Source organism: Roseomonas gilardii subsp. gilardii (assembly GCF_023078375.1).
Classification (GTDB): domain Bacteria; phylum Pseudomonadota; class Alphaproteobacteria; order Acetobacterales; family Acetobacteraceae; genus Roseomonas; species Roseomonas gilardii.
Genome location: NZ_CP095554.1, coordinates 1497025 through 1509852, shown reverse-complemented (window position 1 = coordinate 1509852; position 12828 = coordinate 1497025). Strand labels below are relative to the sequence as shown.

Here is a 12828-nt window from a genome sequence, read left to right as displayed (position 1 = left end):
TCCCGCGCAAGACTGAGAAGAACGAGGAAACATCCGGGTGGCCGACTACATCCTGGAGACCGAGGACATGACCAAGGAGTTCCGCGGCTTCGCCGCGGTCTCCGGGGTGAACCTGCGTGTGCAACGCGGCAGCATCCATGGTCTGATCGGCCCCAACGGGGCGGGCAAGACGACCTGCTTCAACCTGCTGACGAAGTTCCTCCAGCCGACACGCGGCCGCATCCGCTACAACGGCCGCGACATCACCGCGATGAAGCCGGCCGAGGTGGCCCGGCTTGGCCTCGTGCGCTCCTTCCAGATCTCGGCGGTCTTCCCGCATCTGACGGTGCTGGAGAATGTCCGACTGGCCCTGCAACGGGAGCGCGGCGGCTCCTTCGACTTCTGGCGGCGCGAATCCGTGCTCACCCGCTACGACGCCCGGGCGATGGAACTGCTGGCGGAGGTCGGGCTGGCCAATGCCGCCGGGCTGACAGCGGGCTCGCTCTCCTATGGCCGCAAGCGGGCGCTGGAGATCGCCACCACCCTGGCGCTGGAGCCGGAGATGATGCTCCTGGACGAGCCCACCGCCGGCATGACGCATGAGGATGTGGACCGCGTGACCGCGCTGGTGAAGCGCGTGGCCGCGGGCCGCACCGTGCTGATGGTGGAGCACAACCTGAAGGTGGTGGAGGGGCTTTGCGACCGGATCACCGTGCTGACGCGCGGGCGCATCCTGGCGGAAGGCCCCTATGCCGAGGTCTCGCGCAACCCGGAGGTCGTGGCCGCCTATCTCGGCACCGACCCCACCATCGCCGGAGGCACCGCCCATGCCGCCTGAGGCCCTGCTGGAGGAGCGCCCCACCGCCGGAGCGGCGGGCGATCCGCTGCTGAAGGTGCGCGGGCTGCAGGCCTGGTACGGCGAGAGCCACGTGCTGCACGGCATGGACTTCGACGTACGGCCGGGCGAGGTGGTGACGCTGCTGGGCCGCAACGGCGCCGGCAAGACCACCACGCTGCGCAGCATCATGGGCCTCGTCGGGCGGCGCAGCGGCTCGGTCAGTTTCGAGGGGCGGGAGCTGATCCGCGCCCGGCCCGACGAGATCGGCCGCGCCGGCATCGCCTACTGCCCGGAGGAGCGCGGCATCTTCGCCGCGCTGAACGTGACCGAGAACCTGATGCTGCCCCCGGTGGTGCGCCCGGGCGGGCTCGACATCCCAACCATCCACGCGCTCTTCCCGAACCTGAAGGAGCGCGCCTACAGTCCCGGCACCAAGCTGTCCGGCGGCGAGCAGCAGATGCTGGCCATCGCGCGCATCCTGCGCACCGGCGCGCCGCTGCTGCTGCTGGATGAGCCGACGGAGGGGCTGGCGCCGGTGATCGTGCAGCAGATCGGCGCCACGATCCGCGAGATCAAGGCGCGCGGCTTCACCGTGCTGCTGGTGGAGCAGAACTTCCGCTTCGCCCAGACCGTGGCCGACCGGCACTATGTGGTCGAGCACGGCCGGGTGGTGGATGGCTTCCGCAACGACGAGCTCGCCAGCGCGGCGGAGCGGCTGCAGGAATATCTCGGCGTCTGACACCCCCCGCCCCGTCCGGTTCTCCGGCGGGGCGGAGGCAGGAAACGGGCGGCAGTGCCGCCGGCAACCAATGAAAGCCAGGGAAACCCCAGGAATGACCCTCTCCCGCCGCACCACCCTTCTCGGCGCCGCGACCCTGCCGCCGCCTTGGGGCTGCTGCCCTTCCGCCCGGCCCGGGCGCAGGCCGGGGGCACGATCAAGATCGGCGTGCTGAACGACATGTCCGGCGTGTACCGCGACATCTCCGGCCCCACCTCCGTCGCCTGCGTGCGCCAGGCGGTGAAGGACAGCGGCATCGAGGCCAAGGGCGTGAAGGTCGAGGTCGTGGCCGCCGACCACCAGAACAAGCCCGATGTCGGCGCCAACGTCGCCCGCCAGTGGTTCGACCAGGATGGCGTGGACATGATCATCGACGTGCCCAACAGCGCCGTGGCGCTGGCGGTGAACAGCGTCGTGAAGGAGAAGAACAAGGTCTACATCAACTCCACCGGCGGCACGACGGAACTGACCGGCGGCCAGTGCTCGCCCAACACCATCCACTGGACCTACGACACCTACATGCTCGCCAAGTCCACCGGCGGCGCCATGGTGAAGCAGGGCGGCGACAGCTGGTACTTCATCACCGCCGACTATGCCTTCGGCCATGACCTGGAGAGGAACACCACGAATTTCGTGAAGGAGGCCGGCGGCAAGGTGCTGGGCTCGGTCCGCCACCCGTTGCAGAGCACCGACTTTTCCTCCTACCTCCTCCAGGCGCAGCAGAGCCGGGCCAAGGTGATCGGCCTCGCCAATGCCGGCACCGACACGATCAACGCGGTGAAGCAGGCCGCCGAGTTCGGCATCACCAAGCGCGGCACCAAGATCGCCGTGCTGCTGATGTTCATCAATGACGTGCACGGGCTGGGCCTGAACGCCGCCCAGGGGCTGGTCTGCACCGAGAGCTTCTACTGGGACCTGAACGACCGCACCCGCGCCTTCACCGACCGGGTGAAGGGTTCGCTGAACGGCAACATGCCGGCCATGTCGCATGCCGGCTGCTATGCCGGCGCGCTGCACTACCTCAAGGCGGTGGCCGAGATGGGCGCCCCTGCCGCCAAGGCCTCGGGCATCGAGACGGTGAAGCGCATGAAGGCCATGCCGACCGACGACGACTGCTTCGGCGTGGGCAAGATCCGCGAGGACGGGCGCAAGCTGCACCCCGCCTATCTCTTCGAGGTGAAGACCCCGGCGGAGAGCAAGGCACCCTGGGACTATTACAAGCTGCTGGAAACCACCCCGGCGGACCAGGCCTGGCGCCCCCTCTCCGAAGGCGGCTGCCCGCTCGTCCGCTCCTGACCCCCTGAACGGGAGGGCGGCATACCGCCCTCCCCCGCCTGCGCGTCCTGAGAGGCACAAGATGGAAGACCTGTTGTTCCAGTTGGAGATGGGCCTGCCGCAGATCGTCCTGGGCCTCGTGAACGGCGCCTTCTACGCGCTTCTCTCACTGGGCCTGGCGGTGATCTTCGGCATGCTGCACGTCATCAACTTCGCCCATGGGGCGCAGTTCATGATGGGTGCCTTCGTCGCCTGGATGCTGCTGAACTGGCTGGGCATCGGCTACTGGCCCGCGCTGATCCTCTCGCCGCTCATCATGGGCGTGCTGGGGGTGGTGATCGAACGGCTGCTGATCCGCCGCGTGCAGGGGGCGGACCCGCTCTACGGCCTGCTGCTGACCTTCGGCCTCGCCCTGATGATCGAGGGCATCTTCCGCCAGTATTTCGGCTCCTCGGGCATGCCCTACGCGCCGCCCGCCTCGCTCACCGGCATGCCGATCGACCTCGGCTTCATGATGCTGCCGATGTACCGCGCCTGGGTGGTGGCGGCGGCCCTGGTCCTCTCGCTGGGCACCTGGCTGGTGATCGAGAAGTCGCGCCTCGGCGCCTATCTGCGCGCCGCGACCGAGAACGCCTCCCTGGTGCAGGCCTTCGGCGTGAACGTGCCCCGCCTCGTCACCCTGACCTATGCCGGCGGCGTGGCGCTGGCGGCGCTGGCGGGCGTGCTGGCGGCGCCGATCTACTCGGTGAACCCGCAGATGGGCTCCAGCCTCATCATCACCGTCTTCGCCGTGGTGGTGATCGGCGGCATGGGCTCGATCCTGGGCTCGGTCGTCACCGGCTTCGCCCTGGGGCTGGTGGAGGGGATGACCAAGGTCTTCTACCCCGAGGCCGCCTCCACCGTGATCTTCGTCGTCATGGCGATCGTGCTGCTGGTGCGGCCCGCCGGCCTGTTCGGGAGGGCCTGACCCCCATGTCCGCCAGTTCCACCGCGCCGCGCGACCTGACCGCGCCCCCGACCATGCCGGGCATGCTGGGCTTCAGCCGCGGCCAGGGCATCGCCCTGATCCTGCTGATCGCCTTCCTGCTGGCGGGGCCCTTCCTCCTCTACCCCGTCTTCCTGATGAAGCTGCTTTGCTTCGCCCTCTTCGCCTGCGCCTTCAACCTGCTGATCGGCTATGTCGGCCTGCTCTCCTTCGGCCATGCCGCCTTCTTCGGCATGGGCGGCTACCTCGCCGCCCACGCGGCCAAGGTCTGGGGGCTGACGCCGGAGGTCTCGATCGTCGCCGGCGGCGTCGTCGGCGCCGTGCTGGGCCTCGCCTTCGGCTGGCTGGCGATCCGGCGGCAGGGCATCTACTTCGCCATGATCACCCTGGCGCTCGCGCAGATGGTCTTCTTCTTCTGCCTCCAGGCCCCCTTCACCCATGGCGAGGACGGCATCCAGTCCGTGCCGCGCGGGCGCCTCTTCGGGGTGATCGACCTCTCGCCGGACATGAGCATGTACTGGCTGGTGGCGGCGGTCTTCCTGATCGGCTTCCTGCTGATCCACCGCATCGTCCATTCGCCCTTCGGCCAGGTGCTGAAGGCGATCCGCGAGAACGAGCCCCGCGCCACCTCGCTCGGCTACCGCGCCGACGACTACAAGCTGATGGCCTTCGTGCTCTCGGCGGCGCTGTCCGGCGTCGCGGGCGGCACCAAGGCCCTGGTCTTCGGCATCGCCACCCTCACCGACGTCCATTGGTCGATGAGCGGCGAGGTGGTGCTGATGACCCTGCTCGGCGGCCTTGGCACGCTGTTCGGCCCGGTGGTCGGCGCCTCGGTGATCGTGGCGATGCAGAACTACCTCGCCCCCTTCGGTGCCTGGGTGACGGTGATCCAGGGCGCCATCTTCGTCGTCTGCGTCGTCGCCTTCCGCGCCGGCATCGTCGGCGAGATCGCACGCCTGCTGAAGACGAAGCTCTGACGCCGGGTTTCGCGGTTCGTCCGGCGCCGCGCCGCCCCGGGGGCAAGGCTCCGCCTTTCCCCCGGCCCCCCTATCCGCCAGGACCCTGCGGGCCCTGGACCCGGTTCGTTGGTGCTTGCTGCCGGCCGGATCGCGCCGGAGAGCGATGCTCTCCGGCGACTGCCGGTGCCGCCAGCGCGGACAGGGTGTTGTTTTTCTTTTCGGGAGCCCCGCTGATCCACCTGCTCTCAGGGGTCAGGCCATGGAGCAACGGTAGCCACAGGAACCAACGGAGGCCCGGGGCCGGACACCAGGCGGGACGCCATCCCTTCATCCCCGCGCCCCCGGCCGCAGATGTTCCGCCAGGAAGTCCACCAGCACGCGGATACGGGCCGGCATGGTGGCCCCGCCGACGAAGACCGCGTGGATGCTTTCCCGGTCCTGCGGATTGTATTCCTCCAGCAGCGGCACCAGCCGCCCGGCGGCGATCTCGTCATCGACATGGAAATGGCCGACGCGGGTGATGCCAACACCCTGCAGGGCGAGTTGCACCAGCGTCTCGCCATTGTTCGCGGTCATGTTCCCGGAAACCCGCATCAGGTGGTTCCGACCGCCCTCGCGGAAGGGCCAGCCCGGCTCGATGCGGCGAAAGCTGAAATCGAGGCAGTTGTGCCCGGCGAGGTCGGCCGGCACGCGCGGCACGCCCACCCGGGCGAGATAGGCAGGAGAGGCCACCACGCTCCGTCCGGTCTCCCCCAGTTTCCGGGCGGAAAGCGGGCTGTCGGCCAGGGGGCCGAAGCGGATCGCGACATCGGCGCGCCCACCCAGCACATCGGCGATCTGGTCGCTGAGGTCGATCTCCACGGTAATGCCCGGATGGCGCTCCACGAAGGCCCCCAGCAGCGGCACGATCACCAGCCGCCCATGCGCCATGGAAGCGCTGACCCGCACCCGCCCGCGTGGCGAGGCCTGGTCGGCGATACCGCTCTCCACCTCGTCGAGATCGGCGAGGATGCGGGTCGCGGCGCGGGCATAGGCTTCCCCCTCGGCGGTCAGGCGCAGCCGCCGCGTCGTCCGCAGCAGCAGGCGCACGCCCAGCCGCGCCTCGATGCGGGCAACGATGCGGCTGACCGCGGAAGGGGTGAGGCCCAGCGCGCGGGCGGCGCCCGACAGGCTGCCTTCCCGCGCCACCATGGCGAAGGCCTCCATCTCACCCGCCCGGTCCACCTTCTCACGCGGCATCTGTGCCTCCGGCGCAAAGATCCTGGTCCGCCACGCCTACTACTGCGCCGCACCCAGGCCATCCAAGTGCCGGGCTGGAACATTTCCCGGACCCAACCGCATGAGCCTCAACCCACCTCTTCTGGCGCTGGCCATCGGCGCCTTCGGCATCGGCGTCACGGAATTCGCCCCGATGGGCATGCTGCCGGTGATCGCCAACGACCTCGGCGTCTCCATCCCGGCGGCGGGGCTGCTGGTGAGCGCCTATGCGATGGGGGTGCTCCTCGGCGCGCCGCTCATGACGCTCGCCTTCGCCCGCACGCCGCGCCGGCGCCTGCTGATCGGGCTGATGGGCATCTTCACCCTCGGCAACCTGCTCTCTGCCCTGGCCGGCGGCTATTCCATGCTGCTCCTCGCCCGCATCGTCACCTCCTTCAACCACGGCGCCTTCTTCGGCGTGGGCGCGGTGGTGGCCGCCGGCCTTGTCCCGCCCGAACGGCGCGCGGCGGCGGTGGCCGCCATGTTCTCCGGCCTGACCATCGCCACGATCGGCGGCGTGCCGCTGGCCACCTGGGTGGGCGAGGCGGTGGGCTGGCGTATGGCCTTCTGGGGCATCGCGGCGGTGGGCATCCTCGCCATGATCGCGCTGCGCCTGTCCCTGCCGCCGCTGCCGGCCGAGGCCGGGGCCGACATGCGGGCGGAGTTGCGGGTGCTGCGGCGCGGGCCGGTGCTGGCCGCGCTGGGCCTGACCGTGCTGGGCGCCAGCGCCATGTTCACCGTCTTCACCTATATCGCTCCCATCCTGCGTCACGAGGCCGGGGCGGGTTCGGGTTTCGTGACCGCCATGCTGGTCGTCTATGGCCTCGGCCTGGCCGCCGGGAACTGGCTGGGTGGCCGCCTCGCCGACCGCTCCCTGGACGGCACGCTGACCGGTGCCCTGGCCGCGCTGGTCGTCCTGCTGCTGCTCTTCGCCGCCGGGATGCGCTGGGAGGGCGCCGCGGCGCCGCTGATCTTCCTCTGGGGCGTGGCCAGCTTCGCCATCGTCCCGCCCTTGCAGATGCGGGTGGTGGCCACCGCCGCGGAGGCGCCGAACCTCGCCTCGGCGATGAATATCGGCGCCTTCAACCTCGGCAACGCGATCGGCGCGGCACTCGGCGGCGGCGTGATCGATGCCGGGCTCGGCTATCCGGCGGTCTCGGTGGCGGGGGCGGCCATGGCGGCCGCCGGACTCGCCATGCTGCTGCTCCTGCGCCGCCGGCGGCCGGTCCCGGCCCCGGAACTGGCCCGGGCCTGCGGCTGACCCCCGTCAGCCCGGCAGGGCGGTGCTGTCCAGCGTGGCGATCCCGGACGCCTGGAACCCTTCCATGGCAACCGCCAGCGTATCGCCACCCCCGGGCAGCGGCGCGGCGATGGGGCGGCAGGCATCGAGGATCACCACCGCCTCGAAGCCCAGCGCCACCGCGTCCCGCGCCGTGGCCGCGACGCAGAAATCCGTGGCCAGGCCGCACAGGAAGACCCGCCGCACGCCCAGTTCGCGCAGGTAGCCGGCGAGCCCCGTCCCGGTGCGGCGGTCGTTCTCGGTGAAGCCGCTGTAACTGTCCACCGCCCGCCGCATCCCCTTGCGGAAGATCGCCTGCAAGGGGCGTGTCTCCAGCGCCGGATGCAGCGCGGCGCCGGGCGTGCCCTGCACGCAGTGGTCCGGCCAGAGGGTCTGCGGCCCATAGGGGAAATCCACCACCTCGAAGGGCGCGCGGCCCTGGTGCTGGCTGGCGAAGGAGAGATGGCCGGGCGGGTGCCAGTCCTGCGTCGCCACAACCCGCCCGAAGCGCGGCATCAGCGCATGGACCAGTGGCAGGATCTCATCGCCCCCGGGTACCGGCAGCGCGCCGCCCGGCATGAAGTCGGGTTGCACGTCCACCACGATCAGGGCATCGGTTTCCGGGTTCGGCGAGAGCGTCGGCGCGGGCATGGGGGACAGCTTCCCGCGCATGGCCCCGGCCGTCCAGCCAGTGCGGAGAAGGCCGCCTCGCCCCGCCCGGCCCCCGCCCTCCGGAAACCCTTCCGGACGATCCGGCGCAATCTCGACACAACCCCGCACCCCTGGACGTACGCAAATTGCGACAGGTGAGATATTGCTGGAATTTTCCGTCGCGGCCTTCGTGACGCATCCGGAAGCATCGAAAGCCCCCGTCCAGGCCCAGGATCGCATCCGTGCCATGCCGCACGCGCGAAGCGGCTGGCTTTCGCAGGCGCGCGGACCTCAATAGGAAGGGAGGCGAGGTTACCGGTTGAAGGGTTCGGGACGATGGACGACGTGGCCAAGATGACGCCCAAGGATTCGCGCACCGCGCGCGTCACGGCGGAGGAGGCTCTCGCCCTCCATGCCGAAGGCAAGCCGGGCAAGCTGGAGATCCGGCTGACCAAACCGCTGATCACCGCCCGCGACCTCAGCCTCGCCTATTCCCCCGGCGTGGCCGAACCCTGCCTGCACATCCACCGCGACCCGGCGCTGGCCTATGACTACACGGCCAAGGGCAACATGGTGGCGGTGATCTCCAACGGCACCGCCGTGCTGGGCCTGGGCAACCTGGGCGCGCTGGCCTCCAAGCCGGTGATGGAGGGCAAGGCGGCGCTGTTCAAGCGCTTCGCCGATGTGGACGCGGTGGACCTCTGCCTGAACACCGAGGACGTGGACGAGTTCGTCAACTGCGTGCGCTTCCTGGGCCCCTCCTTCGGCGGCATCAACCTGGAGGACATCAAGGCGCCCGAATGCTTCGTCATCGAGCAGCGGCTGCGCGAGCTGATGGACATCCCGGTCTTCCATGACGACCAGCACGGCACCGCCATCGTCGCCGCCGCCGGCCTCATCAACGCCTGCCACCTGACGGGCCGCGACCTGAAAACCACGAAGCTGGTGATCAACGGCGCCGGCTCCGCCGCCATCGCCTGCGCCGAGCTGGTGAAGGCGATGGGCATGCGCCCCGAGAACATCACCATGTGCGACACCAAGGGCGTGCTGTACCGGGGCCGCACCAACGGCATGAACCAGTGGAAATCGGCCTATGCCATCGACACCGCGGCCCGCACCCTGTCGGATGCCATGGCCGGGGCCGATGCCTTTTTCGGCCTCTCGGTGAAGGGCGCGGTGACGCAGGAGATGGTCCGCTCCATGGCGGACAAGCCGATCATCTTCGCCATGGCGAACCCGGACCCGGAGATCACCCCGGACGAGGCCAAGGCCGCCAAGCCCGACGCCATCGTCGCCACCGGCCGCTCCGACTACCCGAACCAGGTCAACAACGTCCTGGGCTTCCCCTTCATCTTCCGCGGTGCGCTGGACGTGCGGGCCAGCACCATCAACGACGCCATGAAGGTCGCCGCCGCCGAGGCCCTGGCCATGCTGGCGCGCGAGGACGTGCCGGAGGAGGTCGCCGCCGGCAGCGCGCTGCGCTTCGGGCCGGAATACATCATTCCCAATGCCTTCGACCCGCGCCTGATCTCCCATGTCTCCCCTGCCGTGGCGAAGGCGGCGATGGAGAGCGGCGTGGCGCGCCGCCCGATCGAGGACCTGCGCCGCTACACCCGCGGCCTGGCCGGGCGGCTGGACGCGGCGGCCGGCGCGCTGGAGGCGATCACCGAGCGCGTGCGCGCCAATCCGAAGCGCGTCGTCTTCGCCGAGGGCGAGGAGGAGAAGGTGCTGCGCGCCGCCATCGCCTTCCGCAACGCGGGCTATGGCACGCCGGTGCTGGTGGGGCGGGAGGACCGCATCATGGCCACGGCCGCGGCGCTCGGCCTGCCCCTCCCCGACGGCGTGGAGATCCACAACGCCTCCCTCTCCGACAGCAACCGCCGCTATGCCGAGTACCTGTACGAGCGCAAGCAGCGCCAGGGCTTCCTGTTCCGCGACTGCCAGCGCGCGGTGAACCAGGACCGCCACGTCTTCGCCGCCTGCATGGTGGCGCTGGGCGATGCCGATGCCATGGTGACGGGCACCACCCGCTCCTACATCGAGACGCTGAAGGGCGTGACCATGGCCATCGGCAAGGCGCCGGCGCCGGAAGGCAGCGAGGAAAGCGTGCTCTTCGGCCTGACCATGATGCTGACCCGCGCCCGCGGCACGGTGCTGATCGCCGACACGGCGATCAACCCGCGCCCCGACGCGGCGACGCTGGCCGCCATCGCCACCCAGTCCGCCGCCGCGGCGAAGCGACTGGGGCTGGAGCCGCGCGTGGCCTTCCTCAGTTTCTCGAATTTCGGCGACGCCCGCACCTCGATCCCCAGCACCCTCCGCGATGCCGTGAAGCTGCTGGACGAGCGGAAGGCGGATTTCGAGTATGACGGGGAGATGACCGCCGACGTGGCGCTCGACCCCGCGCTGCGGGCGCTCTACCCCTTCTGCCGCCTGAACGGTCCGGCGAACGTGCTGATCATGCCGGGCCTGCACGCCGCCCATATCCTCAGCAAGGCGGCGCCGCGCCTGACCAGCGCCACCACCATCGGCCCGGTGCTGATGGGGCTGGAGAAGCCGGCGCAGATCGTGCCCATGTCGGCCGGCGTGAACCAGATCCTGGACATGGCCTGCCTCGCCGCGCACGACGCCATCGCCCGCTGAGGAGCGCGCCGGGGCGGACATCCGCCCCGGCGCCGCCTTTCCCCTGGAGGGGGCGGCCACGAAAAACCCCCGGCCTGGAGATCCAGGCCGGGGGTTTTTCGTGTTCCGGCAGCGGTGCCGCGATGGGATGCGGCGGGCTGGCCGGATGGCCTGGCGAGGCTCAGAAGTTCTGCAGGCTCGCCATCTGGACGGGCCGGACCTCGACCATGACGACACCGGCATGGATCATGCCCAGCGCCTCGGCGGTGGCCGGGCTCAGGTCGATCACACGGTTGCCGACATAGGGGCCGCGATCCTCGATCTTCACCGTCGCGGTGCGCCCGTTCTCCAGGTTCGTCACCTGCACGGTCGTGCCGAGCGGCAGGGTCCGGCTCGCCGCGGAATTGGAATCCCGGTCGAAACGCTCGCCATTGGCCATCTTCCGGCCATGGAACCGGTCGGCATAATAGGAGGCGGGACCACGCTGGACCTTCATCCCCTTCCGAGCGGAAGCGGCGGGCTCAAGGCGCATCACCACTTCCTCAGGTCCTTCGCCCGCCCGGGCTTTGCCCGGCGCAACCGACAGGGCCACCCCCAGACCCAGGCACGCTGCCAGCACTGTCTTACCCCTCACGCCCCTACGCTGCTCCTCTGTCACGTGCGGGCGGGCATGGCGGGTTTAAATTTATCGCGCAATCTTGAAACGCAAAAACGTTTCTGATACGTTTTTAATATCAAAGCCGCTTCATTGAGCGGCGCGGATGATAATTCCCGCGGAAGTTGAGATGCAGCCCCGCACGGAAAGCCTGAGATGGGGGGTATCGCCGGGGTCGATCGGCAGAGGCCAGACACCCTGGCCCGCGAAGGGCGGCAGATCCACGAAACGGTCCAGGAGGCCGCCGCCCGGCTCGTAATCCATCGGCAGCGGCGCGTGCCCGGCCGCCCTCAGGCGGCGCGCCAGTTCCTCCAGGTGCCGGCGCCGGAAGAGCACGGTCTTGCCCTTCTCCACCCCCGGCCCGTCGTCAAGCATGTTGAACTCCGTGGTGTGCACGGCGAGGCCCCCGGGCTTCAGGCAGCGCATGGCCCGCAGCACGAAATCCAGCCCGGCCTCCACCGTGCCCAGATGCTCGAAGGAGCAGACGGACCAGACGAAATCGAACCCACCCTGCATCAGTTCGTCCGGGATGCGGGCCATGTCCACCGGCCGGAAATCCACCCGCGCCTCGAAATCCTCGCGCCCGATCAGATGCGGGTGGAACAGGTGCTCCCGCGCCGACATGTGCTGCGCGGTCCTGATCCATTCCCGGGCGCGCGGATCGCCCGCCGGCAGGTCGGTGGCCAGGACCTCCACCCCATCGGCCGCGAAGATGCAGGGCAGCAGTTCCTCCCCCACCGCGAAGCCCAGGCCGCGCCGCCCCGGTGCCAGCATCCCGGCCTCCCAGAGCGCCTGGGGCACGAAGCAGTCCTCCCAGACCTTGCGGTGATAGAGGGGGGCGATGTGCTGCCGGGCGCACCAGTGGTGCAGCCAGGGCGCCTCGATATCGGCCTGCCGGCACAGGCGCCCGGTCAGCCCGGCGGGCTGGGGCCTGTCCGGCGCTGATACGCCATAGCCGGCCAGCCCCGCCTCATAGGCCCGGCGCGCCAGGAGGGAGCCCAGGATCTTGGTGTTCCAGGCGGCCAGCGCAGCCTCGCGCCGGCGCACCCGGCGCATCGACAACCAGCGAAACACCCTCGGCCCGCCCTCGCTCCATCAGAGCCGCCTGTGTGCCTGTTTCACGCCTGGCGGGAAAGTCCACCCGATCTTCCTCGCGCATCACGCTCATGCCCCGGAAACGGCTTTTCCCAGGACACCATGTGCTGCGGTATTGCTCCTGATGGCCGGCCCCGGGCGGGGTCTCCGCCTCCCCCGGTCCCCCTCCGCTGGGAGATGGTATCCCCCCAGGCCCCGCCTTGAGTTGGCACTGGATGGCCAAGCCAGTCTGCCGCCCGATCCCCGAGAGCAGGTGGATCAGCGGGTTCCCGAAAGGAAAAATCCACCCTCTTCGCGCTGGTGGCGCCCGCGGTCGCCGGAGAGCATGGCTCTCCGGCGTGATCCGGCCACAGCAGGCATCAACGAATGGGGTCCAGGGCCCGCAGGGTCCTGGCGGATAGGGGGTCCGGGGGAAAGGCGGAGCCTTGCCCCCGGGGGACACCCCCAACCGAATC

General features: G+C 69.8%; 11 protein-coding genes. 7 read left to right on the top strand and 4 right to left on the bottom strand.

Features of this window, described 5'->3' with window-relative positions; all coding sequences use genetic code 11:
• Positions 1–37: 37 nt before the first annotated feature.
• The 5 genes from MVG78_RS06840 (at position 38) to MVG78_RS06820 (ending at position 4832) form a co-directional block, all read left to right on the top strand.
• Positions 38–817 carry an ABC transporter ATP-binding protein gene (locus MVG78_RS06840; protein ID WP_019460793.1) on the top strand — a complete coding sequence of 260 codons (780 nt, stop codon included), beginning with the start codon at positions 38–40 and terminating at the stop codon, positions 815–817.
• The gene (locus MVG78_RS06835) at positions 807–1556 is read left to right on the top strand and encodes an ABC transporter ATP-binding protein (RefSeq protein WP_247559354.1); all 750 of its coding nucleotides are present in this window, start codon (positions 807–809) and stop codon (positions 1554–1556) included. Before MVG78_RS06840 ends, MVG78_RS06835 begins: the two co-directional genes overlap by 11 nt.
• 147 nt (positions 1557–1703) lie before the next feature.
• The gene (locus tag MVG78_RS06830; RefSeq protein ID WP_247559352.1) at positions 1704–2891 is read left to right on the top strand and encodes an ABC transporter substrate-binding protein; all 1188 of its coding nucleotides are present in this window, start codon (positions 1704–1706) and stop codon (positions 2889–2891) included.
• A 61-nt stretch (positions 2892–2952) separates the two neighbouring features.
• Entirely contained in the window at positions 2953–3837 is an 885-nt protein-coding gene (locus MVG78_RS06825) for a branched-chain amino acid ABC transporter permease (RefSeq protein ID WP_247559350.1), read from the top strand.
• Positions 3838–3842: 5 nt separating this feature from the next.
• Entirely contained in the window at positions 3843–4832 is a 990-nt protein-coding gene (locus tag MVG78_RS06820) for a branched-chain amino acid ABC transporter permease (protein WP_247559348.1), read from the top strand.
• A 309-nt stretch (positions 4833–5141) separates the two neighbouring features.
• On the opposite strand, the gene MVG78_RS06815 is transcribed toward MVG78_RS06820, so the two are convergent.
• Positions 5142–6053 (bottom strand): LysR family transcriptional regulator, encoded by a 912-nt coding sequence (locus MVG78_RS06815; RefSeq protein ID WP_247559346.1) that lies wholly within the window; start codon positions 6051–6053, stop codon positions 5142–5144.
• A 100-nt stretch (positions 6054–6153) separates the two neighbouring features.
• Between MVG78_RS06815 and MVG78_RS06810 the strand changes: the two genes are divergently transcribed.
• Positions 6154–7332: an MFS transporter gene (locus MVG78_RS06810; RefSeq protein WP_247559344.1), complete on the top strand. Its 1179-nt coding sequence runs from the start codon at positions 6154–6156 to the stop codon at positions 7330–7332.
• Positions 7333–7338: 6 nt separating this feature from the next.
• Here MVG78_RS06810 and pncA read toward each other — a convergent pair whose 3' ends face one another.
• Complete coding sequence (gene pncA / locus MVG78_RS06805) at positions 7339–8001, bottom strand: bifunctional nicotinamidase/pyrazinamidase (RefSeq protein ID WP_247559342.1); 663 nt, start codon at positions 7999–8001, stop codon at positions 7339–7341.
• A 336-nt stretch (positions 8002–8337) separates the two neighbouring features.
• Here pncA and MVG78_RS06800 point away from each other — a divergent pair, with 336 nt between their 5' ends.
• Positions 8338–10644 (top strand): NADP-dependent malic enzyme, encoded by a 2307-nt coding sequence (locus tag MVG78_RS06800; RefSeq protein WP_247559340.1) that lies wholly within the window; start codon positions 8338–8340, stop codon positions 10642–10644.
• 160 nt (positions 10645–10804) lie between these two features.
• Here the strand turns inward: MVG78_RS06800 and MVG78_RS06795 are convergent, their stop codons facing one another.
• Together MVG78_RS06795 and MVG78_RS06790 are read right to left on the bottom strand one after the other, a co-directional pair.
• A complete protein-coding gene (locus tag MVG78_RS06795) occupies positions 10805–11155 on the bottom strand; it encodes a septal ring lytic transglycosylase RlpA family protein (protein WP_247559338.1) in 351 nt (116 codons plus the stop codon).
• A gap of 213 nt (positions 11156–11368) precedes the next feature.
• Positions 11369–12334 (bottom strand): SAM-dependent methyltransferase, encoded by a 966-nt coding sequence (locus MVG78_RS06790; protein WP_247560342.1) that lies wholly within the window; start codon positions 12332–12334, stop codon positions 11369–11371.
• Positions 12335–12828 lie beyond the last annotated feature (494 nt).

Coding starts and splice junctions, on each gene's coding strand:
- MVG78_RS06835 (WP_247559354.1), top strand. CDS start 807: ATGCCGCCTGAGGCCCTGCTGGAGGAGCGCCCCACCGCCGGAGCGGCG.
- MVG78_RS06825 (WP_247559350.1), top strand. CDS start 2,953: ATGGAAGACCTGTTGTTCCAGTTGGAGATGGGCCTGCCGCAGATCGTC.
- MVG78_RS06820 (WP_247559348.1), top strand. CDS start 3,843: ATGTCCGCCAGTTCCACCGCGCCGCGCGACCTGACCGCGCCCCCGACC.
- MVG78_RS06815 (WP_247559346.1), bottom strand. CDS start 6,053: ATGCCGCGTGAGAAGGTGGACCGGGCGGGTGAGATGGAGGCCTTCGCC.
- MVG78_RS06810 (WP_247559344.1), top strand. CDS start 6,154: ATGAGCCTCAACCCACCTCTTCTGGCGCTGGCCATCGGCGCCTTCGGC.
- pncA (WP_247559342.1), bottom strand. CDS start 8,001: ATGCCCGCGCCGACGCTCTCGCCGAACCCGGAAACCGATGCCCTGATC.
- MVG78_RS06800 (WP_247559340.1), top strand. CDS start 8,338: ATGGACGACGTGGCCAAGATGACGCCCAAGGATTCGCGCACCGCGCGC.
- MVG78_RS06795 (WP_247559338.1), bottom strand. CDS start 11,155: ATGCGCCTTGAGCCCGCCGCTTCCGCTCGGAAGGGGATGAAGGTCCAG.
- MVG78_RS06790 (WP_247560342.1), bottom strand. CDS start 12,334: ATGCGCCGGGTGCGCCGGCGCGAGGCTGCGCTGGCCGCCTGGAACACC.